We start from the raw sequence: 24,918 nt of genomic DNA, 5'->3' as shown, positions 1-24,918 counted from the left end.
GACGGACGCCGGTCCGCCACAACCTGAAGGAGGTTCTATATGTCTTCTGGCAAGATCCTCGTTGCACAGGGAGGCGGACCGACCGCCGTCATCAACCAATCGATGGTCGGGGTGGCGCTCGAAGCACGACGTTTCCCCGGCGTCACCCGGGTCTATGGCGCCCTGCACGGCGTGCGCGGCATCGTCGACGAGGAATTCATCGACCTGACCCAGGAAACCAGCCACAACCTGGAACTGGTGGCCGCCACGCCCTCGTCGAGCCTCGGCTCCACCCGCGACAAGCCCGACATGGCGTATTGCCAGCGCATCTACGCGGTGCTGCGCGCGCACGAGATCGAGCACTTCTTCTACATCGGCGGCAACGACTCGGCCGACACCGTGCGCATCGTCAGCCAGCAGGCGCGCCAGGCCGGCTATCCGCTGCGCAGCATCCACATCCCGAAAACAATCGACAACGACCTGGTCGGCAACGACCACACGCCGGGCTTTCCCTCGGCGGCGCGCTTCGTGGCCCAGGCCTTCGCCGGCGCCAATCTCGACAACGCGGCCCTGCCCGGCGTCTACGTCGGCGTGGTGATGGGACGCCACGCGGGCTTTCTCACCGCCGCCTCCGCGCTCGGCAAGAAGTTCCCGGACGACGGCCCGCACCTGATCTACCTGCCCGAGCGCACCTTCGCGCTGGAGCGCTTCCTGGCCGACGTCAAGACCATGGTCGAGCGCCACGGACGCTGCGTGATCGCGGTCTCGGAGGGCATCCACGATGCCTCGGGCGAACCGGTGGCGACCCTGCTGGCAAAGGAGATCGAGCGCGACCAGCATGGCAATGTGCAGCTCTCGGGCACCGGCGCGCTGGCCGACCTGCTGTGCAACGAGATCCGCACCAAACTCGGCATCAAGCGCGTGCGCGGCGACACCTTCGGCTACCTGCAGCGCTCCTTCATCGGCTGCGTCTCGGACGTCGACCAGCGCGAGGCGCGCGAAGTCGGCGAGAAGGCGGTGCAGTTCGCCTTCTGGGGCGACGCCGACGGCTCGGTGGCGATCCGCCGCACCGGCTTCTATTCGGTCGACTACGAACTGCTGCCCCTGGACGCGGTGGCCGGCAGGACGCGCACCATGGAAGACGAATTCATCAGCGAGAGCGGCACCGACGTCACCGACGCCTTCCGGCTCTACCTGCGCCCGCTGCTCGGCTCGCGCATGCCCGATGCCTTCCGCTTGCGCGGCGCGCGCGTGCCGAAGGTACTGCACCGGGACGGCGCAAATGCGGCCCCGGCAATGACGACCTGATCGGAAAAACATGCTCCTGCATCCCTACGTGCGCCGGCTGGCCACGCTGCTGGCGTTGTTCCTGTGCGCGCACGTGCTCGCCGCACCCGTGCCGGCCCTCCCGCCGATCGAGCGCTTCTTCGTCAACCCGGCCCTGCGCGCGGCCGAGCTCTCGCCGAGCGGGCGCTACCTTGCCGCCATCTCAGGCGGCGCCGGCCGGCGCGACTTCCTGGTGGTGATCGACCTGCAGGCCAACAGCGCAAAACTGGTCGCCGGCTACAACGACGCCGACATCTTCCAGTTCACCTGGGTGAACGACGCCCGCCTGCTGTTCAACGTGACCGACAACGAGGTCGGCCCCGGGGGCCAGCGCATGGCCGCCGGACTGTACGCGGTCGACCGCGACGGCGGCAAGCTGCGCCAGCTCGCCGAGCGGCGCGGCCAGGAATTCGTGACCGAAGGCGTCTCCCGCCTCAAGAACAAGATCCTGCCCTGGCACACCTTCATGATGGACGCGCGGGGAGCGCGGGATTCCGATTCGGTCTACGTCGAAAGCTACGAATGGGAAGGCGAAAGCTACGAGGTGCGCCACATTAACCTGCTCAAGCTGAACACGCTGACGGGCGACCACCAGGTGGTGCAGCGTCCGTCACGCGTGAAGAAATGGACCCTCGACCAGGACGGCGAGCCGCGCGTCGCGACCTCGACCGACAGGGGCGTCACCACGGTCCACTACCGCGATCCGGCCACGGCGCAGTGGCGGGTGCTGACCAGCTACCAGACCTTCAAGGGCGGTACGGGCCCCTTCTCCGCCCTGGGCTTCGGCGGCGACGGCAGCCTGTTCGCGGTCGCCAACAGCGGCCAGGACATCGACGCGCTCTTCACCGTGAACCTGGCCACCGGCAAGCTCAACCCGGAGCCGGTGGTGCTCACGCCCGGCTACGACTTCGACGGCGAGCTGGTCCGCAGCGGCAAGAAACTGCTGGGCGTCCAGCTGCGCACCGATGCCGAGACCATCGTCTGGTTCGACAAGACGCTGCAGGAAGCGCAGAAAAAGCTCGACCAGCTGCTTCCCGGCACGATCAACCTGATGTCCTTCGCCTCAAGCGACCATGCACAATGGGCGCTGGTCAAATCGTTCTCCGACGTGCAGCCGCCGATCTACCGGCTGTTCAACCTCCGGACGGGCGAGATCAATCCGGTCGGCGAAGCGTATCCCGGCATCGATCCGAAACGCATGGGACGCCAGGACCCGGTGCGCTACAAGGCGCGCGACGGCATGGAGATTCCCGCGCTGCTGACCCTGCCCGCGGGCGGCGCGAAAAATGCGCCGATGGTGGTGCTGGTGCACGGCGGCCCCCAGGTGCGCGGCAACCGCTGGGAGTGGAATCCCGAAACCCAGTTCCTCGCCTCGCGCGGCTATGTCGTGCTCGAGCCCGACTTTCGCGGCAGCACCGGCTACGGTGACAGGCACTTCCGCGCCGGCTGGAAGCAATGGGGCCTGGCCATGCAGGACGACATCGCCGACGGCGCGCGCTGGGCCATCGCGCAAGGCATTGCCGATCCGAAGCGCATCTGCATCGCCGGCGCCAGCTACGGCGGCTACGCCACCCTGATGGGCCTGGTGAACGACCCGGACCTGTACCGCTGCGGCGTCAACTGGGTCGGCGTCACCGACATCAACCTGCTCTACGACGGGCACTGGAGTTTCACTTCGGACCTGTCCGAGCAGTACAAACAGTACGGCATGCCCGACATGGTCGGCGACCAGGTCAAGGATGCCGAACAACTGAAGGCGACCTCGCCGATCCGGCAGGCGGCGCGCATCAAGGCCCCGCTGCTGCTGGCCTACGGCGGCGCCGACCTGCGCGTGCCGATCTACCACGGGCGCAAGTTCATGGACGCGATCAAGCCGACCAACAAGCAGGTCGAATGGATCGCGTACCCGGACGAAGGCCATGGCTGGAGCCTGCCGGCCACCCATGTCGACTTCTGGGGCCGGGTCGAGAAGTTTCTCGACAAGCACATCGGACCTGGGGCGCGGTAGGGTGGGGACTCGTCCCCACGCGTGACGCCTGCATCATGTTTGCTTCACCGGTGGGGACACGTGCCACGGCGGCCGCACTACCCTACCGAAAACAAAAAGGCGCTCCTCGGAGCGCCCTTGTTCTTGCGATGAAGCCGCCTTACACCACCACGGTCTGCGCCTGGCCTTCCTCACGGGTGCGGATTTCGCCGATGCGGTAGACCGTCTCGCCGGCAGCCTGCAGCTGGGCCATGGCGGCGTCGGCGTTTTCCTTCGCCACGATGACGGTCATGCCGATGCCGCAGTTGAACACGCGGTGCATCTCGGCATCCGCCACGCCACCGTGCTGCTGCAGCCACTGGAACAGCGGCGGCATGGTCCACGACTTGCCATCGAGCACAGCCGTCAGGTTGTCCGCCAGCACGCGCGGGATGTTTTCGACCAGGCCGCCGCCGGTGATGTGCACCATGCCCTTCACTTCCATCGCCTGCATCAGCGCCAGCAGCGGCTTGACGTAGATGCGGGTCGGCGCCATCAAGACATCCGACAATTTGCGCCCGTGGAAGTCGGCTTCCAGGTCCGGCTTGGCCACGCTAATGATCTTGCGCACCAGCGAGTAGCCGTTCGAATGGATGCCCGACGATGCCAGGCCCAGCACCACGTCGCCGGGGGCGATCTTGCTGCCGTCGATGAGCTGCGACTTTTCCACCGCGCCGACGGCAAAGCCGGCCAGGTCGTACTCGCCGTCCGGGTACATGCCCGGCATCTCGGCGGTTTCGCCGCCCAGCAGGGCGCAGCCGGACTGTTCGCAGCCCTGGGCGATGCCCTTCACCACGGCGGTCGCGGTCGGCACGTCGAGCTTGCCGCATGCGAAATAGTCGAGGAAGAACAGCGGCTCGGCGCCCTGCACCAGGATGTCGTTGACGCTCATGGCGACCAGGTCGATGCCGACCGTGTCGTGGCGGTTCAGCTCGAAAGCGAGCTTGAGCTTGGTGCCGACGCCGTCGGTACCGGAGACCAGCACCGGTTCCTTGTACTTCTTGCTGATCTCGAACAGGCCGCCGAAACCGCCGATGCCGCCGAGAACGCCTTCGCGCATGGTGCGCTTGGCAAAGGGCTTGATCGCTTCGACCAGGGCATCGCCCGCATCGATATCGACACCAGCGTCGCGGTAGGACAGAGAAACATTAGATGGTTGGCTCATGGTATTTAGCAGCGGAGGCGGTAAAATAGAAGGCGTAGACCTGTTTCTGGTCAATTCGCTATTCTAGCAAAACGGCCCGGCCCCAACCCGCTAAACCGAGATAACAACAAAAACATGCCATTCTTTCCGCCAACTGGAGAACAGAAGCCGACGCCTGGTTGGCGCTCCAGTAGGACGCGGGCGATGCCTATTTTGTTCGATGCCGCGTCGACGCAGCCCGTGCTCCCGCGTGGACACAGGTGTCCACCCTACAAGACCTCGGGCCGCGTGGATGCACGCCATGATGCCGCGTGGGCTCGAGAGCCCACCCTAGGAAAAGCGAAGCCCCGCACGGCTTGCCGGAATTCCATCGTCAGCGCGGCAGCTTTTATAATGGCGGATGCGTATGACTATTCCCGTATGAGACGAACGCCATGAAACAGCTGGTGCTCGATTTAGGCGCCGACCCGGCGCAGAGCCTCGATACCTTCCAGGTCGGGGAGAATGCCGAGCTGGCGCACCTGATGCACCAGTTCGCGCAGCGCGCTTCGCGCGAGCATTTCGCCTACCTGTGGGGCGACACCGGCGCCGGCAAGACCCACCTGCTGCAGGCGCTGGCGGCCACGCCCGCCTCGCGCTACATCGCCGCCGACGCCCCGAGCGAAGCCTTCGTGTTTGCGCCCGAGGTCACGCTCTACCTGCTCGACGACTGCGACCGCCTGTCGCCGCAGGCCCAGATCGACGCGTTTGCCTTGTTTAATCAAATCCGCGAGCACGGCGCCTACATGGTCGCGACCGGACCGGTGCCGCCGGCCGTGCTGCCGGTGCGCGAGGACCTGCGCACGCGCATGGGCTGGGGCCTGATCTACCTGATCCACGGCCTGTCCGACGACCAGAAGATCGCGGCGCTCACGCAAGCGGCCGAGGCGCGCGGTTTGACGCTGTCGGCCAGCGTGTTACCCTATTTGCTGTCCCATTTCAAGCGCGACATGCGCTCCCTGGCGACGATGCTGGACGCCCTCGACCAGTATTCGCTCGAAACCCAGCGCCCCGTCACGCTGCCGCTGCTGCGCGACCTGCTGCTCCAAGGAAATCCGCAGTCGGAATCCAAAGAATGAAAAACCTTGCGTTGTTTGACCTCGACCACACGCTGCTCCCGATCGACTCGGATTACGAGTGGGGCCAGTTCCTGGTGCGGGTCAAGGCCGTCGACGCGGACGAATACAAGCGCCGCAACGACGACTTTTTTGCCCAGTACCAGGCGGGCGTGCTCGACCCGGTCGAGTATCTCGAATTCGCCCTCGACACCTTGGCGCGCTTCGAGCGCGACGAGCTGGAGGCCATGTATGCACAGTACATGGCGGAAGTGATCGCACCGGCGATCCGCCCGGCCGCGCGCGACCTGGTGCAGCGCCACCTGGACGCCGGCGACCTGGTGGCGATCATCACCGCCACCAACCATTACCTCACCGCCCCGATCGCGCGCGCCTTCGGCGTCGAGCACCACATCGCGGCCATGCCCGAGTACGACGCGGCCGGCAAGCTGACCGGGAAACTGGCCGGCACCCCGACCTCGGGTCCGGGCAAGGTGACGCACATGCACGCCTGGCTGGAGGGCCTGGGCCGTCCGTTCGCCTCCTTCGAGCGCAGCCACTTCTACAGTGATTCGCACAACGACCTGCCCCTGCTGTCGGTCGTGTCCCATCCGGTCGCGACCAACCCGAACGCGGCGCTCGCCCAACACGCACGCGCCAACGGCTGGCCTTTACTCCATCTCTTCAATGATTAAAAAATTCATTCGTAAAATCCTTGGCGTGAAAGACCAGCGCAATCCCACGGAGCCGGTGGTCCTCGGCTTCGAGCAGCACCGCATCGACCCGAAGCTGCTGTCGCCGAACGCGGTCCGCCTGACCCAAACCCTGCAGGAAGCCGGCTTCAAGGCCTTCGTCGTCGGCGGCGCCGTGCGCGACCTGCTGCTGGGCGTGAAGCCGAAGGATTTCGACATCGCCACCGACGCCACGCCGGAGCAGGTGAAAAAACTGTTCCGCCGCGCCTTCATCATCGGCCGCCGCTTCCAGATCGTGCACGTGATGTTCGGCCAGGAGCTGCTGGAAGTGACGACCTTCCGCGGCGCCGGCAGCGCCAACGCGCCGAAGGACGAGCATGGCCGCGTCCTGCGCGACAATAACTTCGGCCCGCAGCACGAGGACGCCGCGCGCCGCGACTTCACCATCAACGCGATGTACTACGATCCGGCCACGCAAACGGTGCTGGACTACCACGGCGGCATCGAGGACATCCGCGACAAGACCTTGCGCATCATCGGCGTGCCCGAGGCGCGCTATCGCGAAGACCCGGTGCGCATGCTGCGCGTGGTGCGCTTCGCGGCGAAGCTCGGTTTCACGATCGAGCCGACCACGCGCGCACCGATCCCCGTGATGGCGCCGCTGATCGACAACGTCCCGGCCGCGCGCGTGTTCGACGAGATGCTCAAACTGCTGCTGTCGGGCCACGCGCTGGCCTGCCTGAAGGAGCTGCGCTCGGCCGGCCTGCACCACGGTTTGCTGCCGCTGCTCGACGTCGTGCTGGAGCAGCCAATCGGCATGAAGTTCGTGACCCTGGCCCTCGAATCCACCGACGCGCGCGTCAAAGCCGGCAAGGGCGTGTCGCCGGGCTTCCTGTTCGCCTCGCTGCTGTGGCACCAGGTGCTGGAGAAGTGGACCGCCTACCGCGCCGCCGGCGAGGCGCCGATCCCGGCGCTGCACCTGGCCGCCGACGACGTGCTGGAAACGCAGACCGAGAACCTGGCCCTGCAGCGCCGCATCGCCACCGACATGCGCGACATCTGGGCCATGCAGCCGCGCTTCGAGCGCCGCGCCGGCCGCGCGCCTTATAAATTGCTGGAGAACCCGCGCTTCCGCGCCGGCTACGACTTCCTGCTGCTGCGCTGCGCCTCGGGCGAACTCGACGCCGAACTCGGCGAATGGTGGAGCGCCTTCTACGAGGCCGAATCGGGCGAACGCGAACGCCTGGTGACGCAGGCGAATACGCGCCCCGCCGCCGGCGAAAAGAAGAAGCGCGCCCCGCGCCGCGGCCCGCGCAAGCACGCCGGCGAAGGCCACGCCAACGCAGGCGCGGACACGGGCGCGGCTGCTCCGGCCGCCGCCGTCGCCGCACCGGGCTCCACCCAGGAATGATCGCTTTCGTCGGCATCGGCGCCAACCTGGGCGACGCCCGGGCCAACGTGGCCGACGCCCTGGCGCGCCTGGCCGCGTATCCCGGCTGCCGTCTGGTCGCCAGCTCGGGCTGCTGGCGCACGGCGCCGATCGACTCCTCGGGCGACGACTACATCAACGCCGTGGCCGCCGTCGATACCGAACTCGATGCCCACGCGCTGCTGGCTGCCCTGATGGCGATCGAACAGGCGCACGGCCGCGAGCGCCCCTACCGCAACGCACCGCGCACGCTCGACCTCGATCTGCTGCTCTACGGCGACGCCGTGATCGACAGCCCGAGCCTGAGCGTGCCGCATCCGCGCATGCACGAGCGCGCCTTCGTGCTGGCGCCGCTGCTGGAAATCGCGCCCGACGCCGACATCCCCGGGCGCGGCCGCGCCGCCGGCTTCCTGCCGCAGGTGGCCGGCCAGGCCATCGAACGATTGGTGTAATCCATGCAAATTCCCGTCTTCGTCCAGACCGCGGGCCTGCTGGTCCTGTCGAACATCTTCATGACCTTCGCCTGGTACGGGCACCTGAAGACCCTCAACACGCGCGCCTGGTACATCGCCGCCTTCGTCAGCTGGGGCATCGCCCTGTTCGAATACCTGTTGCAGGTGCCGGCGAACCGCATCGGCGCGACGCAATACAGCCTGGCCCAGCTGAAGATCATGCAGGAAGCGATCACGCTCACCGTGTTCGTGCCCTTCGCCATGTTCTACATGAACCAGCCGTTCAAGCTCGACTACGTGTGGGCGGCGCTGTGCCTGGTCGGGGCCGTGTATTTCATTTTCCGTAGCTGACGGGCCGAAGAACCAGCGGCTTCCGGCAGGATTTTGTGGACGGCATTACACTACGCCGTCAAATGTTTTTGTTTTTCAAAGGATGACTATGAGCGCTTATCTGCAAGGCAAGGAAATGACTGGTGGCGATACCCCACCGCCCTCCAAGCCTGCGCGCAAGCCCATCACCATTCCCGCGCTGCACGCGATGCGCGCGGCCGGTACCCGGATCAGCATGCTGACCTGCTACGACGCCAGCTTCGCCTCCCTGATGGACCGCTGCGAGGTCGACATGCTGCTGGTCGGCGATTCGCTCGGCATGGTCTGCGCCGGCCACACCTCGACGCTGCCGGTGACCCTGGACGACATGGTCTACCACACCGCCTCCGTTGCACGCGGCAACAAGAACGCGCTGCTGGTGGCCGACCTGCCCTTCGGCACCTATGCCACCAAGGAAATGGCCTTCGAAAGCTCGGCCGCGCTGATGCGCGCCGGCGCCCAGATGGTCAAGATCGAGGGCGGCGCCTGGCTGGCCGAAACCGTCGCCTTCCTGTCCGAGCGCGGCATTCCGGTCTGCGCCCACATCGGCCTGACCCCGCAGTTCGTGCACCAGCTGGGCGGCTTCAAGGTGCAAGGCAAGACCAGCGAAGGCGCCGAGCGCCTCAAGAACGACGCGCTGGCGCTGCAGGCGGCGGGCGCGGCCATCGTGCTGCTGGAAGCCGTGCCGGCAGCCCTGGGCAAGGAAACCACCGAACTGCTGCAGGTGCCGACCATCGGCATCGGCGCCGGCCCCGACACCTCGGGCCAGGTGCTGGTCATGCACGACATGCTCGGCGTCTTCCCCGGCCACAAGGCGCGCTTCGTGAAGAACTTCATGGAAGGCCAGGCCAGCATCGACGCCGCCGTGCGCGCCTACGTCGACGCGGTGCGCGACGGCAGCTTCCCGGCGCCGGAACATTGCTTCTAAACTTTTGAGGAGAGCGCGATGGACAGCGATTCGACCACCCGCCTGTTCCTCGCCCTCTGGCCGGACCCCGCCATCCGGCACGCGCTGCGCGAGCGGCGCGACGCCTGGGACTGGCCACGCGGCGCCAGTCCCGTCCATCCCGACAAGCTGCACGTGACGCTGCACTTCCTCGGCGGCGTGCCGAGCGAGCGCGTGCCCGAGCTGCGGCGCAGCCTGGCCGTGCCCTTCACGCCCTTCGAACTGCGCTTCGGTCCGCCGAAGCTCTGGCACAACGGCATCGCCGTGCTGGAGCCGTCGAGCGAGCCGCCGGAACTGCTGGCGCTGCACGCCAGGCTGTCCGACGCCCTGCTCGCGCTCGGCCTGCAACCGGAGGCGCGCACCTACCGCCCGCACGTGACTTTTGCCCGCCGCGCGAACGGCGTCGCGGTGCCGCCCGAGCTGGAACCGCTGGTGTGGAACGTCGACGGCTACGCGCTGGTGGAGTCGCAGCCGAACAATGGCGGCGTATATACAGTATTGGAAACCTATTCCTAGTCAATTCGAACAAGGTTTCCATGCCTCGACTTCGTGCCGCCATCACCATTCTTCTTCCGACTATAGCGGCGCTATTGCTGGCATCCCCATTTGCCCTGTATCGGCTAGGCTTGAGTGGCTTGGAAGGACGTCCCCAGAGACCAGTGCAGCTCGCTTCTCAAGAACAGCAGGCACTTGTTTGGCAACAGGCTCGCGGCGAGGGTACTCCCCACATCACGTCCATGACGCCATATTCATTTGCCGCCAAGATGTTGAGTAAAACAAGGGGGCGGACGCATCCCGGCGAGCTGGTCGTTTGGTGGGTTGCTTCCGACTATCTGCTCAAGCACCGCCGATATCAAGGCAATAGCTGGTGGCACTTATCCGGCGCCGCGCTCACAATCTGGCTGTCACAGAACTGGACGAAGGAAGAAGTATTATCCGCAGCGTTCTACAGCCGCCAGGAGCGCATGAACGACGACGACATCTAGACCAGCAGCATCAGGTGCTCGCGTTCCCACGAACTGATCACGCGGCTGAAGGTGGCGAACTCGAGTTCCTTCACTTCGCAGTAGGCCTGCACGAACAAGTCCCCCAGCATGCGTGAAAGAGGCGCGCAGCCGCGCATGCGCAGGATCGCGTCCTCGAGGTTGCGCGGCAGGTCGTCGTGGATGTGCTCGGCGCTATCCAGCGTCGGTTCGGACGGGTTGAGACCCTCGGTCATGCCGAGGAAGCCGCAGCTGAGCGTGGCCGCCATCGCCAGGTAGGGGTTGACGTCGACGCCGGGCACGCGGTTCTCGACGCGCCGGTTCTGGGGCGAGGAGTTCGGCACGCGGATGCCGCAGGTGCGGTTGTCGTAGCCCCAGCGCACATTGGTCGGGGCCGACTGGAAGCGCGACAGGCGGCGGTAGGAATTCACGTGCGGCGCGAACATCAGCGGCGCCGGCGGCACATAGCGTTCCAGGCCGCCGATGAAATGGAAGAACAGCGCGCTCGGGCTGCCGTCGTCGTTCGTGAAGACGTTGCGGCCGGTGGCGGCCTCGACCACGCTTTGGTGCACGTGCATGGCGCTGCCCGGCTCGGTCTCCATGGGCTTGGCCATGAAGGTGGCGAAGATGCCGTGGCGCAGCGCCGTCTCGCGCACGGCGCGCTTGAACAGGAACACCCGGTCGGCCAGTTCGAGCGCGTCGCCGTGGGCGAAATTGATCTCCATCTGGCCGGCGCCGGCCTCGTGGATCAGGGTCTCCACGCCCAGTTCATGGGTCTTGCAGAAGGCGGATAACTCCAGGAAGAACGGGTCGAAGTCGTTGACCGCGTCGATCGAGTAGGACTGGCGGCCCAGTTCCGTCAAGCCGCTGCGGCCCATCGGCGGCATCAGGGGCACGTGCGGATCGACATTCCGGGCGACCAGGTAGAACTCCATTTCCGGCGCCACCACCGGCTTCCAGCCACGCTCGGCGTATTTGGCGAGCACGCGCCGCAGCACCGAACGCGGCGCCAGCTCGACCGGGCTGCCGTCGAAGTTGCGGCAGTCGTGGATGACCAGCGCCACCGATTCGGCCGCCCAGGGCACCACGCGCAGCGTCGCCTCGTCGGGCACGCAGACCATGTCGGGATCGGTCGCGCCCACATAAGGCAGGTTGTTCGGCTGCTCGCCGTTGACGGTGTTGAGCAAGACGCTTTTCGGCAGGCGCATGAAGTCGCCGCCCAGGAACAGGTCTTTCGGCAGGATCTTGCCGCGCGCAATGCCGGTCATGTCCGTGATGACGCATTCCACTTCGTGGATTTGGTGTTCCTGCAGAAACGTGCGCATCGCCTCGCTCATCGCCATCCCCGTGCAGCCGGCAAGGTGGCCAATATAGCACCGCCACCATGCCGTCCGCGCCCCGCTTCCTTCACACCTGGATCCAGGTCGTCTTCAGCTCCGTATATTTGTCGAAGGCATGCAGCGACTTGTCGCGCCCATTGCCCGACTGTTTGTAGCCGCCGAAGGGCACGGTGATGTCGTCGTTGTCGTACTGGTTCACGTGCACGGTGCCGGCGCGCAGGGCGCGTGCGGTGCGGATCGCGCGGCTCATGTCCGCCGTCCAGACCGCGGCGGCCAGGCCATAGGGCGTGGCGTTGGCCTGGCGCACCGCTTCATCGAGGTCGGTGAACGACAGTACCGACAGCACGGGGCCGAAGATTTCCTCGCGCGCGATGCGCATGCCGCCGTCGACGCCGTCGAACAGGGTGGGCTCGACGTACAGCCCGCCGGAATCGATCCGCGCCTGCGTCCCGCCCGCCAGCAGGCGCGCGCCCTCTTCCTTGCCGGAGGCGATGTAGCCGAGCACGGTCTTCATCTGGACGGCGTCGACGATGGCGCCCATCACGGTGTCTTCATTCAGCGGGTCGCCCGGCGCGAACCGCGGCACCAGGGCCAGGGCCTTGTCCAGGAAGGCGTCCTTGATCGATGCCTCGACGAACAGGCGCGAGGGCGCGTTGCAGCTCTCGCCCTGGTTGAAATAGATCGCGCCGATGGCGGCGCTGACCGCCGCGTCCAGGTCCGGGCAGTCGGCGCAGACGATGTTCGCGGACTTGCCGCCCAGTTCAGTCCAGGCGCGCTTCAGGTTCGATTGTCCCGCCATCTGCACGATCTGCTTGCCGACCCGGGTCGAGCCAGTGAAGGCGATGCAGTCGACGTCCATGTGCAGGCCGAGCGCGCGTCCGGCCTCGTCGCCATAGCCTGGCAACACGTTGAACACGCCGGGCGGCACGCCGGCCTCCAGCGCCAGCTCGGCCAGGCGCAGCGAGCTCAAGGGCGCCTTTTCCGAGGGTTTCAGCACCAGGCTGTTGCCGGCGGCCAGGGCCGGGCCGATCTTCCAGGCCGCCATCAGCATCGGATAATTCCAGGGGATGACGGCGGCGACCACGCCGACCGGCTCGCGCGTGATCAGGGCCAGGCTGTCCTCGGGGCTGGGCGCGACCTGGTCGTAGAGCTTGTCGATCGCCTCGCCGTACCAGCGGATGCAGTTCTGCGCCAGCTGCACGTCGACGCCGCGGCTGTAGCGGATGGGTTTGCCCATGTCCAGGGTTTCCAGCAGCGCCAGCTCGTCGCGGTGTTCCAGCATCAGGTCGGCGAAGCGCACCAGCACCTTTTTCCGCTCGGCCGGCGCCTTGCCGGCCCAGCGCCTGTCCTCGAAGGCGGCGCGGGCGGCGGCGACGGCCGCGTCGACCTCGGCCTCGCCGCAACGCGCCACTTCCGCCAGCTTGCGCCCGTCGACCGAAGACAGGCAATCGAAGCGCGCGCTCGAGGCCGCATCGACCCGCTTGCCGTCGATGAAGGCGCGACCGTCAAGACGCAGTACGGCAGCACGTTCATGCCATGGTGTTGTTGTCATGCCAGCATTCCTCCCAAGATGAAAGAAAACTCCACGAAAATGCGAACAAGCTTGATCCAACCGCCGATTTCTGCCGCTATAATCGCCGATTTTCCGCCCGATAATTTCTACGTCCCCCAAGGCCCCCACATATATGAACTACACCTTGATTACTTGTGTCGTGCTCTACCTGCTGGGCACGCTGGCGCTGGGCGTTTGGGCGGGCACGCGCATCAAGAATACCAGCGACTTCGCCGTGGCCGGCCGCAGCCTGCCCCTGATCATGGTGATCACCACGACCTTCGCGACCTGGTTCGGCGCCGAGACCGTGATGGGGGTGCCGGCCCGCTTCGTGCAGGGTGGGCTGAACGCGATCATCGAGGACCCGTTCGGCGCCGGCACCTGCCTGATCCTGGTTGGTCTCTTCTTCGCGACCAAGCTGTATAAACTCAACCTGCTGACGATCGGCGACTATTACCGCCAGCGCTACGGCAAGGGCATCGAGGTGTTCTGCTCGGTCGCCATCATCCTGAGCTACCTGGGCTGGGTCGCGGCCCAGATCACGGCGCTCGGCCTGGTGTTCTCGGTGCTGACCGATGGCGCCATGTCGCCGGCCGTGGGCATGATCATCGGTACCCTGGCGGTGCTGATCTACGTCGTGGTCGGCGGCTTCCTGGCCGTTGCGCTCACCGACTTCATCCAGATGATCGTGCTGGTGATCGGCATGTCGATCATCGCCTTCTTCGCCGCCGACCTGGCCGGCGGCGCCGACAAGGTGCTGGGCATGGCCCACCAGGCCAACCTGTGGCGCCTGCTGCCGGAACCGAACTTCACCGACATCATCTTCTTCATCGGCGCGGCGATCACCATGATGTTCGGCAGCATTCCGCAGCAGGACGTGTTCCAGCGCGTGATGTCGGCCAAGGACGCCCCGACCGCCCGCGCCGGCGCGGTGATCGGCGGCGCCAGCTACATCCTGTTCGGTTTCGTGCCGATGTTCATCGTCGCCGCCGCCGTCGTCGTGATGGGCAACAACGCCATGGAAATCGCGCGCAACGATTACCAGCAACTGCTGCCGACCTTCGTCATGACCAAGATGCCCTTGATCATGCAGATCCTGTTCTTCGGCGCCCTGCTGTCGGCGATCAAGAGCACCTCGTCGGCCACCCTGCTGGCGCCGTCGACCAGTTTTACGGAAAACATCCTGAAGAACCTGCGCCCGGGCATGAGCGACCGCCAGCAACTGCTCGCAATGCGCATCACCATCGTCATCTTCGCCGCGCTGGTGCTGCTGTACGCGATCGCGATGGAAGGCACCTCGATCTATGAACTGGTGTCCTCGGCCTACCAGGTGACCCTGGTCGCCGCCTTCGTGCCGCTGCTGATGGGCCTGTACTGGAAGCGCGCCACCACCCAGGGCGCGATCCTCTCGATCGGCGCCGGCCTGTTCGTGTGGATCTTGTTCTTCCCGCAAATTTCGTCCCTGGGCGAGCAGTTCCCGGGCCAGCTGGCCGGGCTGCTGGCGGCGTTTGCCGGCATGTTCGTCGGTTCGCTGGCGCCGCAGGTGCTCAAGAACCGGACCGAGCCGGCGAAGACCATTGCGGCTGGCGCCTAAACAATTGTTTTAATCAATAAAACAATTGTCTGGCTGATCGTGTGATGGTTGGACGCGTGGACGGCAGAGCCGTCCACCCTACCTGTATATGACAAAGCGTGCCGAAGACGCGTAGGGTGGACGGGTTCCCCGTCCACGCGTTCAACGCACGCCGGCAAACTGCGACGCGTTTTTTACACCCACCCCCGCGCATACACATCCGCCAGCGTCAGGTCCAGGCAATCCCAGATCCGCTCGGCCATCGCGTCGATTTCGCTCTTCGTCATCACCAGCGGCGGCGCGACGATCATGCGCTCGCCGACGGCGCGCATGATGACCCCGTTGTCGAACATGTGCCCGCGGCACAGCATGCCCACGTGCAGATCGCGGTCGAAGCGGACGCAGTCGTGCGGCCCGCTGCCCTTGCGCCGCACCAGGTTCAGCCCGGCCGCCATGCCGCAGGTTTCGGCATGCCCCACCAGCGGATGCGCCGCCAGTTCGGCGAAGGCCGTCTTCAGGTGCGGACCGGTTTCCAGCGCCACCTTCTCGACTAGGTTTTCCTCGCGCAGGATGCGCAGGTTTTCCAGCGCCGCGGCGCAGGCCACCGGGTGGCCGGAATACGTGAACCCATGGTTGAAGTCGCCGCCCTTCTCGACCAGCACATGCGCCACGCGTTTTCCCACCAGCACGCCGCCGAGCGGCACATAGCCCGAGGTCACGCCCTTGGCAAAGCTGATCAGGTCCGGCCGCATGCCCATCAGTTCCGAGCCGAACCAGGCGCCCAGGCGCCCAAAGCCGCAGATGACCTCGTCGGCTATCAGCAGAACACCGTACTTGTCGCAGATGCGCTGCACCTCCGGCCAATAGGTTTGCGGGGGAATGATCACGCCGCCCGCGCCCTGCACCGGTTCGCCGATGAAGGCGGCGACGCGCTCCGGGCCGCTGGCCAGGATCTGCTCTTCCAGCCAGCCGGCGGCGCGCAGGCCGAATTCATTCTCGCTCATGCCCTGTCCGTGCTCGGCATAATTCGGCTGGCCAATGTGCACGATGTCGGGAATCGGCAAGCCGCCCTGGGCGTGCATGCCCGCCATGCCGCCCAGCGAGGCGCCGGCCATGGTGCTGCCGTGGTAGGCGTTGTGGCGGCTGACGATGACCGTACGTTGCGGCTGGCCCATCAGGTCCCAGTAGCGGCGCACCATGCGCACGATCGTGTCGTTCGCCTCCGAGCCGGAACCGGTGAAGAACACGTGGCTGAACTGCGGCGGCGCCAGCGCGACCAACTCGGCGGCCAGGCGCACCGCCGGCACGTTGGTGGTGTTGAAGAAGCTGTTGTAGAACGGCAGGGTTTCCATCTGCCGGTACACCGCTTCCGAGATCGACGTGCGCCCGTAGCCCGCGTTCACGCACCACAGGCCCGACATGCCGTCGATGATCCGGTGGCCGTCGGAATCCCACAGGTAGACGCCTTGAGCGCGCACGATCACGCGCGCGCCCTTGTCCCTCAGGGCCGCGTGGTCGGTGAACGGGTGCAGGTAATGGGCCGCGTCGAGTTGCTGGATGGCGCGCGTGTCGAACGCTTCCACGTCCGGCACGCGCGGAAATGCACTGCTGGCGGCGAGCGCCGCGCTGTTGGCTGCCATGATGACACCCCGTTTTGTGGTGATAAAACCCTCAGACGTGCAGCAGCAGGTGTTCGCGCTCCCACGGGCTGATGACGGTCATGAACTCCTGGTGCTCGAGTTCCTTGATCGCCGAATACACGTCGATGAAACGTTCGCCCAGCACCTCGCGCAGCGAGGCCTCGCCGCGCAGCAGGTTCAGGGCTTCCGGCAAGCCTTGCGGCAGCTCGACCGGCATGTTGTAGGCGCTGCCCTCGACGATGGGTGACGGCGCGCAGCCCTCGACCATGCCGAGATAGCCGCAAGCCAGCGTCACCGCCAGCGCGAGATACGGGTTGGCGTCGGCGCCGATGATGCGGTTTTCCACGCGCCGGTCCTGGGCGCCCGACACCGGCACGCGAAAGCCCACGGTGCGGTTGTCGATCCCCCATTGCAGGTTGATCGGCGCGGCCGTGTGGCGCACGATGCGGCGGTAGGAGTTCACGTAGGGCGCGACGACCGCCATCGCCGACGGCATGTAGCGCTGCAGGCCGCCGATGTACTGGTGGAACAGCTTCGACGGCGCACCGTCGTCGCCGCTGAAGATGTTGCGGCCGGTATTCGCATCGACCACGCTCTGGTGCACGTGCATCGCCGAACCCGGCTCGCCCGCCATCGGCTTGGCCATGAAGGTGGCGTACATGTCGTGCTTCAGGGCCGCCTCGCGCAGGGTGCGCTTGAAGTAGAAGACTTTATCCGCCAGCCCCAGCGGGTCGCCGTGCTGGAAGTTGATTTCCATTTGCCCGGCGCCGATTTCGTGGATCAGGGTGTCGACGTCGAGGTTCATCATGTCGCAGTAGTCGTAGATGTCTTCGAACAGCGGATCGAACTCGTTGACGGCGTCGATGCTGTAGACCTGGCGGCTAGTTTCCGAGCGCCCGCTGCGGCCGATCGGAGCCGTCAATGGCAGGTCGGGATCGATGTTCTTGGCGGTGAGGTAGAACTCGAGCTCGGGCGCGACCAGCGGCTTCCAGCCCTTTTTCTCGTACAGCTTCAGCACGCGCCGCAGCACCGAACGCGGCGCGAAGTCGACCAGCGTGCCGTCGGCGAAGTGGCAGTCGTGGATCACCTGCGCGGTCGGGTCGACCGCCCACGGCACCATGGTAATGGTGGTCGGGTCGGCCTTCAGGATCATGTCGCGGTCGGTGCTGGAGATGGCGCGGTCGTAGGCGTCGTCGTGGGTCGGCGAATTGCCGGTGACGGTCATGCCGAGCACGGCTTCGGGCAGGCGCATGCCGCGCTCTTCGGTGAATTTCACGCGCGGCAGGATCTTGCCGCGGGCGACGCCGGTCAGGTCGGGGACCAGGCATTCGATCTCGGTGACGCGCTTGGCATTGAGCCAGTCGTCCATGTCGTTGTAGGAGAAGTTTTCGCGGATTGCCATGGTTGCCTCTTTATCGGTTCGATCGACACAGGCGTGCGTTCACGCCTGCACGTGCAGTGCGGGGAGAGAACGAGGCAAGCTAGGGGACGGCGCGCGCCGCCCATTTCTCGTAGGCGGTCATCAGTGTCCCTGTTTCCTGGCGCGGTAGTCGCGGCATGCCTGGCCGAAGGCGCCGAACATCTTCATCGAATACGGGTTGTGCGTGATGCGCCACTCGGGATGCCATTGCACCGCCAGCGTGAAGCCGGGCGCGGCCGCGACCGAGAAGGCCTCGACCAGGCCGTCCTCGGCGGTGGCTTCGACCACCAGCCCCGGCGCCAGTTCGTTCACGCCCTGGCCATGCAGGGAATTGACGGGAATTTCGTCGGCGCCGAGGATGCCGTGCAGGAAGCCGCCCGGCACGATGGCAATCTTGTGGGCGTCGCCGTATTGTTCGTCCATGCCCAGTTCCGGGTTCTCGCGGTGGTCGAACTTGCCGGGCACGCTCTGCACCGCCTGGTGCAGGCTGCCGCCGAGGGCCACGTTCATCTCCTGGAAACCGCGGCAGATCGCGATGATCGGAATGCCGCGCCCGACCGCCGCCCGGATCAGCGGCAGCGTGGTCTCGTCGCGCGCCGGGTCCTGCGGCAGCGAAGGATCGAGCAACTCTTCCGAGTAATAGCTGGGGTGCACATTCGAGGCAGAACCGGTGAGCATGATGCCATCGCACAGTTGCAGCATGGTTTCCAGATCGAGCGCCGGCCCGAGCGAGGGCAGGATCATGGGCGCGCAATCGGCGCCGAGCACGACGGCGTCGCAGTATTTGTGCTGGGCCGCGTGATACGGGTGTTCGCCGAAGTCACGCGTGCATGCTGGAACGATTACGATGGGGCGCATGGTCTCTACCTTGTCGTGAGCGCACGAGGACCATCATACGAGCAATCTGGTCCCGGCGCGAGTGGCCGTTAATCCAGATCAAACGCCGTGCGACTCCCTGCACACAACGTGCGCCGATCTGCTAGTAAAACGCGATTTCCGTAGCAAAAGCTTAACGGCAACCGCGAATCGATGCCAACACGAATAGGCAGCGCCAGCGCGCCCCGCCCCAGCTTCCCACGTTTTTACTGCTGTCGAGAAATCTTACACTTTGGCATCGGCGTCTTGACGCACTTCGCATAAGTGTCTGAAAGAAATGAATATTTCTTCATAGGCACGTTTATTGCTTGATTATAATCAAGTGCAATATTGCGCTAACTCATCACGCCAAGAACACATGAACATCCTGAACAAGATCCTCGCCACCGCCACCCTCGCCTTCGGCGTCACCTCCGCGGCGCAAGCCACCTACCTGCCGGCCTACCTGACGACCGACGATCCTTACCACGCCATCCTGCACGTGCAGAAGCAAGCCGGCTACGAGATCGAATCGGCGACCCTGAAGCTCAGCTTCGCCGACCCGCTGAACCTCACCTGGAGCACCAAGGAAACGATCTCGGTGCGGCTCGATAACGTCCTCGCCGGCACGGTCACCAACGTCACCGACTACGCCACCTACAGCTTCAACGTGCTGCCGGCGCTGCTCGACGACGGCAAGCTGAACCTGTCGGTCTCGCTCGGCTGCACCCAGGGCCTGTTCTTCTGCTACGGCCAGGACGTCTGGCTGAAGAACATCCTGCTCGAAGTGAACCGCGTGCCGACCAAGCCGACCGTCCCGACCAAGCCGGCCGAGCCGGTGCCGCCGGTCGTCACGCTGCCGGTGCCTCCGGTCGAACAGCCGGCCGAGCCGCTGCCGCCGGCCGAGCAGCCGGCCACGCCGGAACTGCCGACCATCCCGCCGGTCGTCACCCTGCCCGGCACGCCGAGCGAACTGCCTACTGTTCCGGTCGACATCCCGGGCACGCCGGCCGACGTGCCGGAGCCGGCGACCCTGCTGACCCTGGGCCTGGGCCTGCTCGGCCTGGCCGCGGCACGCCGCCGCCGCGCCTGAGCTAGGCGTCGGGAAACACCAGCGTGAAGGTGACGCGCGTACCGTCCGCCGCCACCTTCGCCTGGCCACCATGCAAGTCCATGATGGCGCGCACGATCGCCAGGCCAAGCCCGGTCGATCCCTCGGCGTCGCTGCGCGCCGGATCGGCGCGGTAGAAGCGTTCGAACAGGTGGGCAAGATGCGCGGCGTCGATCGGCGCGCCGCTGTTCGTCACCGCGAGTTCAGTGCAGCGCTCGCCCTGGGTCGCGTGCAGATGGATGGTGCTGTCCGGGTCCGCATGGCGCACCGCATTCGACAGCAGATTGGCCAGCGCGCGCCGCAGCAGCGCGGGGTCGGCCAGCACGGTCGCCTCGCCCGTGCATGCCAGCGCCAGGCCGCGCTCCTCGGCCATCCCCTCGTAGAAATCCGCCACCTTGCGCAGCTCGTCCAGCGCCGCCAGCGGGCGGCGCGCCAGCACCACCTCTTCCTGCCCGGCGCGCGCCAGGAACAGCATGCTCTCGATCATGCGCGCCAGCCGCTCCAGTTCCTCGATGTTCGATGCGATCAACTGCTCATACTCGGCGGTACTGCGCGGCTGCGCCAGCATGACCTGGCTTTGCCCCAGCAGGTTTGTCACCGGGGTGCGGAATTCGTGGGCCAGGTCGGCCGAGAAGCCGAGCAGGCGCGCATAGCCCTCCTGCAGCCGGGCCAGCATCGCGTTCAGGGCCTCGACCAGGGGCCGCAGTTCGGACGGCGCGTGCGCCAGGTCGATCCGTTGCGCCAGCGTGCCCGGCCGCACCAGGGCGGCGTGCTCGGCCAGCATGCGCAGGGGGCGCAGGCCGCGCCGCAGCATCAGGGCCGCCAGCAGGGCCGCGCCCAGCGCGCTGGCGGCGACGGCCCAGGCGATCTGGCGCCGGTAGGCGGCGAACATGGCGCTGCGCTCGGCATAGGCGCGGGCGACCACCACCGTCACCGTGCCCGTGCCGAGGCGGGCGCTGGCGGCCACCACCCGGCCCGGATCGCCGCGGCTGGTGGTCCAGCCGGCGATCCCACTCCCGGCCGGCGGCGCCGGATAGCGCTCGCCGAGGGCATTGATGTCGGCCAGGACGGCGCCGTCCGCCGCCGTGATCCACACCAGCGAATTCTCCTGGCCGCTCATGGTGTCGCGGAAGTAGTCGGGCTGCTCGCGCAGCAGCTCGCTGGCGCCGGGGCGTCCCAGCAGCTGCTGCACCTGGCGCAGCTTGCCGAGCAGCTGGATGTCGTCGCGCCGCACGATCTCGGCGACGAAGGCGCGGTACAGGTAGATGCCCAGGCTGGACGCCGCCAGCGCCACGATCAGCGTGAACATGGCGGTCACGCGCAGGGCCAGCGAATGGCGCAAGCTGCCCTTCACGATGCCGCCGCCGGTTCGGCTTCGCACACATAGCCCATGCCGCGCCGCGTGTGGATCAGCTTTTGGGCGAACGGATCGTCGATCTTGCGCCGCAGCCGGCGCACCGCCGCGTCGATGACGTTGGTGTCGCTGTCGAAGTTCATGTCCCAGACCTGGGACGCGATCAGGGCGCGCGACAACACCTGTCCCTGGCGCCGCGCCAGCAGGTGCAGCAGCGCGAATTCCTGGGCCGTCAGCGCGATCGGCTGGGCGCCGCGGCGCACCCGGCGCCGGAGCACGTCGATCTCCATGTCGCCGATGCGGATCAGTTCCTCCTCGCGCACCGGGCCGCGCCGCAGCAGGGTGCGGATGCGCGCCACCAGTTCGACGAAGGCGAAGGGTTTCACGAGGTAGTCGTCGGCGCCCAGCTCCAGGCCGCGCACCCGGTCCTCGACCTCGTCGCGCGCGGTCAGGAACAGGACCGGGATCTGCTCGGTCGCCGGATCGGCGCGCAGGGCTTCCAGCACCTGCCAGCCGTCCATGCGCGGCAACATCACGTCGAGCACGACCAGCTCGATCTCTTCCTCGCGCGCGATGAACAGGCCGTCGCGGCCGTTGCGCGCCAGGCGCACGGCGAAGCCGGATTCGGCCAGGCCGCGCTGCAGGTAGTCGCCGGTCTTCGGCTCGTCTTCGATCACCAGGATGGTCATGGGCGCGCGGGTCGATAAAACCCTCATTCTATGCGCTTCGCGGCGCGCCGAAGATGACAGGATTGTCATCTGGCGGTCAGGATCGCGTCGCCGGGCGCCCGTTAAGCTGGCGCCATCTTCCTTCTCTTTGAGCCTGGTATGCACAAACTCATCGCCTTCCTGCTGGCCGGCTGCGCCGCCCTTCCGGCCGCCGCCCAGCTGCGCCAGCCACCCGACCTGACGCTGGCCGCCGCGAATCGCCTGGCCGCCGGCGCCATCGATGCCTGCAAGCGGCAAGGGCGCGACATCGTGGTGTCGGTCCTCGACCGCGGCGGCCATCCGGTCGCGCTGCAACGCGCCGACAGCGTCGGCCCGCACAACATCGAGGCCAGCCGGCGCAAGGCCTACACCGCCCTGTCGACGCGCACCGCCACGCTGGCGCTGGCGCGCAAGGCGGCAAGCGACCCCGATGCGCGCAACCTCGCCAACCTGCCGGAATTGCTGCTGCTGGGCGGCGGCGTGCCGCTGACGGTGCGCGGCCAGGCGGTCGGCGCGATCGGCGTGGCCGGCGGCGGCGGCGCCGTCAACGACCATGCCTGCGCGCTGGCGGCCCTGGCCGCCGTGCCGGAACTCGACCAACCCACTCCCTGATCGAAAGGAAATACCATGAACACCTTCAAACACCTGATCCTGGCCGGCGCCCTGGCCCTGTCCGCCGGCCTGGCCACCGCTGCCGCCCCGAACCCGCTCAGCGTCCACGTGCTCGATCTGCAGAGCGGCCAGCCGAGCGCCGGCATCAAGGTCACGCTCGAGCAGCGCGCCGGCGAAGGATGGCGCGAGCTGGCCGCCGGCGTCACCAACGCCCAGGGCCGCATCTCCGCCCTCTACCCGGAAGGCAAACCGATCGCGGCGGGCGAATACCGCATCGTGTTCCAGACCGGCGAGCACTTCGCGCGTGCGGGAAAACCCAGCTTCTTCCCGCGCATCCCGGTCGAGTTCAAGGTCGAGGACACGCAGCAGCACTACCACATCCCCCTGCTCCTGAGCCCCTTCGGCTACTCGACCTACCGCGGCAACTGAGCAAGGGCCGATCCCGAATCGGTCTACCATGGGGGATCGCTTTCACCGACACGAAAGAGGCCCCTCATGCTGAACCTGAAAGACCCCTCCCTGCTGCGCCAGCAGGCCTACATCGACGGCCAGTGGTGCGACGCGCTCGAAGGCGCGACGGTCGACGTCGTCAATCCCGCCACCGGCGAAAAACTCGGCAGCGTGCCGCACATGGGCGCGCAGGAAACACGCCGCGCGATCGAAGCCGCCAACGCGGCCTGGCCGGCCTGGCGCAGGAAGACCGCGCGCGAGCGCAGCCTGGTCCTGCGCAAGTGGAACGACCTGATGCTGGAGAACGCCGACGACCTGGCGCTCCTGATGACGGCCGAACAGGGCAAGCCGCTGGCGGAATCGAAAGGCGAAGTCGCCTATGCCGCGTCGTTCTTCGAGTGGTTCGGCGAGGAAGCCAAGCGCGTTGCCGGCGACACCATCCAGTCGCCCTGGCCCGACCGCCGCATCGTCGTCACCAAGGAGCCGATCGGCGTGTGCGCGGCCATCACGCCGTGGAATTTTCCGGCGGCGATGATCACGAGAAAAGTCGCGCCGGCCCTGGCCGCCGGCTGCCCCATCGTCCTGAAACCCGCCGCACTGACGCCCTATTCGGCGCTGGCCCTGGCCGTGCTGGCCGAACGCGCGGGCGTGCCGAAGGGCGTGTTCAGCGTCGTCGTCGGCGATTCGAAGGCGGTCGGCGGCGAAATGACGAGCAATCCGCTGGTGCGCAAGCTCAGCTTCACCGGCTCGACCGAGGTCGGCCGCCAGTTGATGGAGCAGTGCGCGCCGACGGTCAAGAAGATCTCGCTCGAACTGGGCGGGAACGCCTCGTTCATCGTGTTCGACGATGCCGACATCGACGCCGCCGTCGAGGGCGCGATCGCCTCGAAATACCGCAACGCCGGCCAGACCTGCGTCTGCGCCAACCGCCTCTACGTGCAGGACGGCGTCTACGAGGAATTCGCGCGCAAACTGACGGCGGCGGTCGGCAAGCTCAAGGTCGGCAATGGCCAGGACCCGGGCGTGAACCAGGGACCGCTGATCGAGGAAAAGGCGGTCGCCAAGGTCGAGCAGCACATCGCCGACGCCCTCTCCAAGGGCGCGCGCCTGATGCTGGGCGGCAAACGGCACGAGCTCGGCCACAGCTTCTTCCAGCCGACCGTGCTCGCCGACGTGACATCCGAGATGATGGTCGCGCGCGAGGAAACCTTCGGTCCGCTGGCGCCGCTGTTCCGGTTCAAGACCGAGGAGGAAGTCGTTGCCATGGCCAACGACACCGAATTCGGCCTGGCCTCCTACTTCTACTCGCGCGACATCGGCCGCGTCTGGCGCGTGGCCGAGCAGATCGAGACCGGCATGGTCGGCGTGAACACCGGCCTGATCTCGACCGAGGTCGCGCCCTTCGGCGGCGTCAAGCAGTCGGGCCTGGGCCGCGAAGGTTCCATCTACGGCATGGACGACTACCTGGTCATCAAGTACATCTGCATGGGCGGCGTTTGATGGAGCGCGATCCGCTGGAGGGCATGGTGGACGCGCCGCTGTTCGTCGTGCCGCGGGTGCTCGATGGCCTACGGGCTTTCAGCCCCGCGTTCGACGGCCTGCCGCAGGCCGAGCGTGCCCGGCTGTCGGCCGAGATCGACCGCTTGCGCGGCCGGCTGCTCGAAGGGATCGAAGGGCATCCGACCAGGTTCTGGGTGATAAAGCAGTTCCAGCGTTCGCTGGAGGTCATCAAGGAGGAGGATAGCGCGGCGCGCAAGCGTTTTCGTGACGCGCTGGCAGAGCTGATGGGTATTCTCGGCGTCGAGGACAAGTCCGGCGTGATCGACCGTTACCTGTAGGGTGGGCACGCCGTGCCCACGCGTTT

24 protein-coding genes are annotated in these 24,918 nt (G+C 66.6%); 16 read left to right on the top strand and 8 right to left on the bottom strand.

Translation table 11 applies throughout. The annotated features are described in order from the left end of the window. The first annotated feature begins 39 nt into the window (after positions 1-39). On the top strand, positions 40-1,287 hold the full coding sequence (locus RT688_RS11380) for a 6-phosphofructokinase (RefSeq protein WP_313704992.1): 1,248 nt from the start codon (positions 40-42) through the stop codon (positions 1,285-1,287). 10 nt (positions 1,288-1,297) lie between these two features. Then, positions 1,298-3,313, top strand: a complete 2,016-nt coding sequence (locus RT688_RS11375) for an alpha/beta hydrolase family protein (protein ID WP_313704991.1) — start codon at positions 1,298-1,300, stop codon at positions 3,311-3,313. 139 nt (positions 3,314-3,452) lie between these two features. On the opposite strand, the gene purM is transcribed toward RT688_RS11375, so the two are convergent. Further along, positions 3,453-4,496, bottom strand: a complete 1,044-nt coding sequence (gene purM, locus RT688_RS11370) for a phosphoribosylformylglycinamidine cyclo-ligase (protein WP_313704990.1) — start codon at positions 4,494-4,496, stop codon at positions 3,453-3,455. 413 nt (positions 4,497-4,909) lie between these two features. Between purM and hda the strand changes: the two genes are divergently transcribed. The 8 genes from hda to RT688_RS11330 all read left to right on the top strand — a co-directional run bounded on the left by hda (position 4,910) and on the right by RT688_RS11330 (position 10,443). Beyond that, positions 4,910-5,593, top strand: coding sequence for a DnaA regulatory inactivator Hda (gene hda, locus RT688_RS11365; protein WP_313704989.1), 684 nt, complete (start codon positions 4,910-4,912; stop codon positions 5,591-5,593). Continuing rightward, positions 5,590-6,264 carry an HAD family hydrolase gene (locus RT688_RS11360; RefSeq protein WP_313704988.1) on the top strand — a complete coding sequence of 225 codons (675 nt, stop codon included), beginning with the start codon at positions 5,590-5,592 and terminating at the stop codon, positions 6,262-6,264. Before hda ends, RT688_RS11360 begins: the two co-directional genes overlap by 4 nt. Beyond that, positions 6,257-7,672: a polynucleotide adenylyltransferase PcnB gene (pcnB, locus tag RT688_RS11355; RefSeq protein ID WP_313704987.1), complete on the top strand. Its 1,416-nt coding sequence runs from the start codon at positions 6,257-6,259 to the stop codon at positions 7,670-7,672. Before RT688_RS11360 ends, pcnB begins: the two co-directional genes overlap by 8 nt. Further along, entirely contained in the window at positions 7,669-8,142 is a 474-nt protein-coding gene (gene folK, locus RT688_RS11350) for a 2-amino-4-hydroxy-6-hydroxymethyldihydropteridine diphosphokinase (protein ID WP_313704986.1), read from the top strand. Before pcnB ends, folK begins: the two co-directional genes overlap by 4 nt. 3 nt (positions 8,143-8,145) lie before the next feature. Further along, positions 8,146-8,493: a DMT family protein gene (locus RT688_RS11345; RefSeq protein ID WP_313704985.1), complete on the top strand. Its 348-nt coding sequence runs from the start codon at positions 8,146-8,148 to the stop codon at positions 8,491-8,493. Positions 8,494-8,581: 88 nt separating this feature from the next. Next, complete coding sequence (gene panB, locus RT688_RS11340; RefSeq protein ID WP_313704984.1) at positions 8,582-9,439, top strand: 3-methyl-2-oxobutanoate hydroxymethyltransferase; 858 nt, start codon at positions 8,582-8,584, stop codon at positions 9,437-9,439. Between the two features lie 18 nt (positions 9,440-9,457). Further along, positions 9,458-9,973 (top strand): RNA 2',3'-cyclic phosphodiesterase, encoded by a 516-nt coding sequence (gene thpR, locus RT688_RS11335; RefSeq protein ID WP_313704983.1) that lies wholly within the window; start codon positions 9,458-9,460, stop codon positions 9,971-9,973. A 143-nt stretch (positions 9,974-10,116) separates the two neighbouring features. Further along, on the top strand, positions 10,117-10,443 hold the full coding sequence (locus RT688_RS11330) for a hypothetical protein (RefSeq protein ID WP_313704982.1): 327 nt from the start codon (positions 10,117-10,119) through the stop codon (positions 10,441-10,443). On the opposite strand, the gene RT688_RS11325 is transcribed toward RT688_RS11330, so the two are convergent. After that, entirely contained in the window at positions 10,440-11,777 is a 1,338-nt protein-coding gene (locus RT688_RS11325) for a glutamine synthetase family protein (protein ID WP_313704981.1), read from the bottom strand. The two genes, RT688_RS11330 and RT688_RS11325, sit on opposite strands and share 4 nt — an antisense overlap. A 70-nt stretch (positions 11,778-11,847) precedes the next feature. After that, complete coding sequence (locus RT688_RS11320) at positions 11,848-13,332, bottom strand: aldehyde dehydrogenase (RefSeq protein ID WP_313704980.1); 1,485 nt, start codon at positions 13,330-13,332, stop codon at positions 11,848-11,850. A 133-nt stretch (positions 13,333-13,465) separates the two neighbouring features. Here RT688_RS11320 and RT688_RS11315 point away from each other — a divergent pair, with 133 nt between their 5' ends. Next, positions 13,466-14,926, top strand: coding sequence for a sodium:solute symporter family protein (locus RT688_RS11315; RefSeq protein ID WP_313704979.1), 1,461 nt, complete (start codon positions 13,466-13,468; stop codon positions 14,924-14,926). 173 nt (positions 14,927-15,099) lie between these two features. Here RT688_RS11315 and RT688_RS11310 read toward each other — a convergent pair whose 3' ends face one another. The 3 genes from RT688_RS11310 to RT688_RS11300 all read right to left on the bottom strand — a co-directional run bounded on the left by RT688_RS11310 (position 15,100) and on the right by RT688_RS11300 (position 18,823). Further along, entirely contained in the window at positions 15,100-16,545 is a 1,446-nt protein-coding gene (locus RT688_RS11310; RefSeq protein ID WP_313704978.1) for an aspartate aminotransferase family protein, read from the bottom strand. Between the two features lie 31 nt (positions 16,546-16,576). After that, positions 16,577-17,947 carry a glutamine synthetase family protein gene (locus RT688_RS11305; RefSeq protein WP_313704977.1) on the bottom strand — a complete coding sequence of 457 codons (1,371 nt, stop codon included), beginning with the start codon at positions 17,945-17,947 and terminating at the stop codon, positions 16,577-16,579. Positions 17,948-18,067: 120 nt separating this feature from the next. Further along, a complete protein-coding gene (locus RT688_RS11300) occupies positions 18,068-18,823 on the bottom strand; it encodes a gamma-glutamyl-gamma-aminobutyrate hydrolase family protein (RefSeq protein WP_313704976.1) in 756 nt (251 codons plus the stop codon). A gap of 376 nt (positions 18,824-19,199) precedes the next feature. On the opposite strand from RT688_RS11300, the gene RT688_RS11295 reads away from it, so the two are divergent. Beyond that, positions 19,200-19,913 carry a PEP-CTERM sorting domain-containing protein gene (locus tag RT688_RS11295; RefSeq protein ID WP_313704975.1) on the top strand — a complete coding sequence of 238 codons (714 nt, stop codon included), beginning with the start codon at positions 19,200-19,202 and terminating at the stop codon, positions 19,911-19,913. 1 nt (position 19,914) lies between these two features. On the opposite strand, the gene RT688_RS11290 is transcribed toward RT688_RS11295, so the two are convergent. Continuing rightward, on the bottom strand, positions 19,915-21,312 hold the full coding sequence (locus RT688_RS11290) for a heavy metal sensor histidine kinase (protein WP_313704974.1): 1,398 nt from the start codon (positions 21,310-21,312) through the stop codon (positions 19,915-19,917). Beyond that, entirely contained in the window at positions 21,282-21,974 is a 693-nt protein-coding gene (locus tag RT688_RS11285; RefSeq protein WP_313705021.1) for a heavy metal response regulator transcription factor, read from the bottom strand. The genes RT688_RS11290 and RT688_RS11285 overlap by 31 nt, the downstream gene beginning before the upstream one ends. Positions 21,975-22,112: 138 nt before the next feature. On the opposite strand from RT688_RS11285, the gene RT688_RS11280 reads away from it, so the two are divergent. The 4 genes from RT688_RS11280 (at position 22,113) to RT688_RS11265 (ending at position 24,892) form a co-directional block, all read left to right on the top strand. Next, positions 22,113-22,604 (top strand): heme-binding protein, encoded by a 492-nt coding sequence (locus RT688_RS11280; RefSeq protein ID WP_313704973.1) that lies wholly within the window; start codon positions 22,113-22,115, stop codon positions 22,602-22,604. Between the two features lie 15 nt (positions 22,605-22,619). Then, positions 22,620-23,033: a hydroxyisourate hydrolase gene (gene uraH / locus RT688_RS11275; RefSeq protein WP_313704972.1), complete on the top strand. Its 414-nt coding sequence runs from the start codon at positions 22,620-22,622 to the stop codon at positions 23,031-23,033. Between the two features lie 66 nt (positions 23,034-23,099). After that, complete coding sequence (gene gabD, locus RT688_RS11270) at positions 23,100-24,554, top strand: NADP-dependent succinate-semialdehyde dehydrogenase (RefSeq protein ID WP_313704971.1); 1,455 nt, start codon at positions 23,100-23,102, stop codon at positions 24,552-24,554. Further along, positions 24,554-24,892 (top strand): hypothetical protein, encoded by a 339-nt coding sequence (locus RT688_RS11265; RefSeq protein WP_313704970.1) that lies wholly within the window; start codon positions 24,554-24,556, stop codon positions 24,890-24,892. The genes gabD and RT688_RS11265 overlap by 1 nt, the downstream gene beginning before the upstream one ends. Positions 24,893-24,918 lie beyond the last annotated feature (26 nt).

This window comes from Massilia sp., assembly GCF_032106685.1.
Taxonomy (GTDB): domain Bacteria; phylum Pseudomonadota; class Gammaproteobacteria; order Burkholderiales; family Burkholderiaceae_D; genus Telluria.
This window is presented reverse-complemented; position numbering and strand designations above follow the sequence as displayed.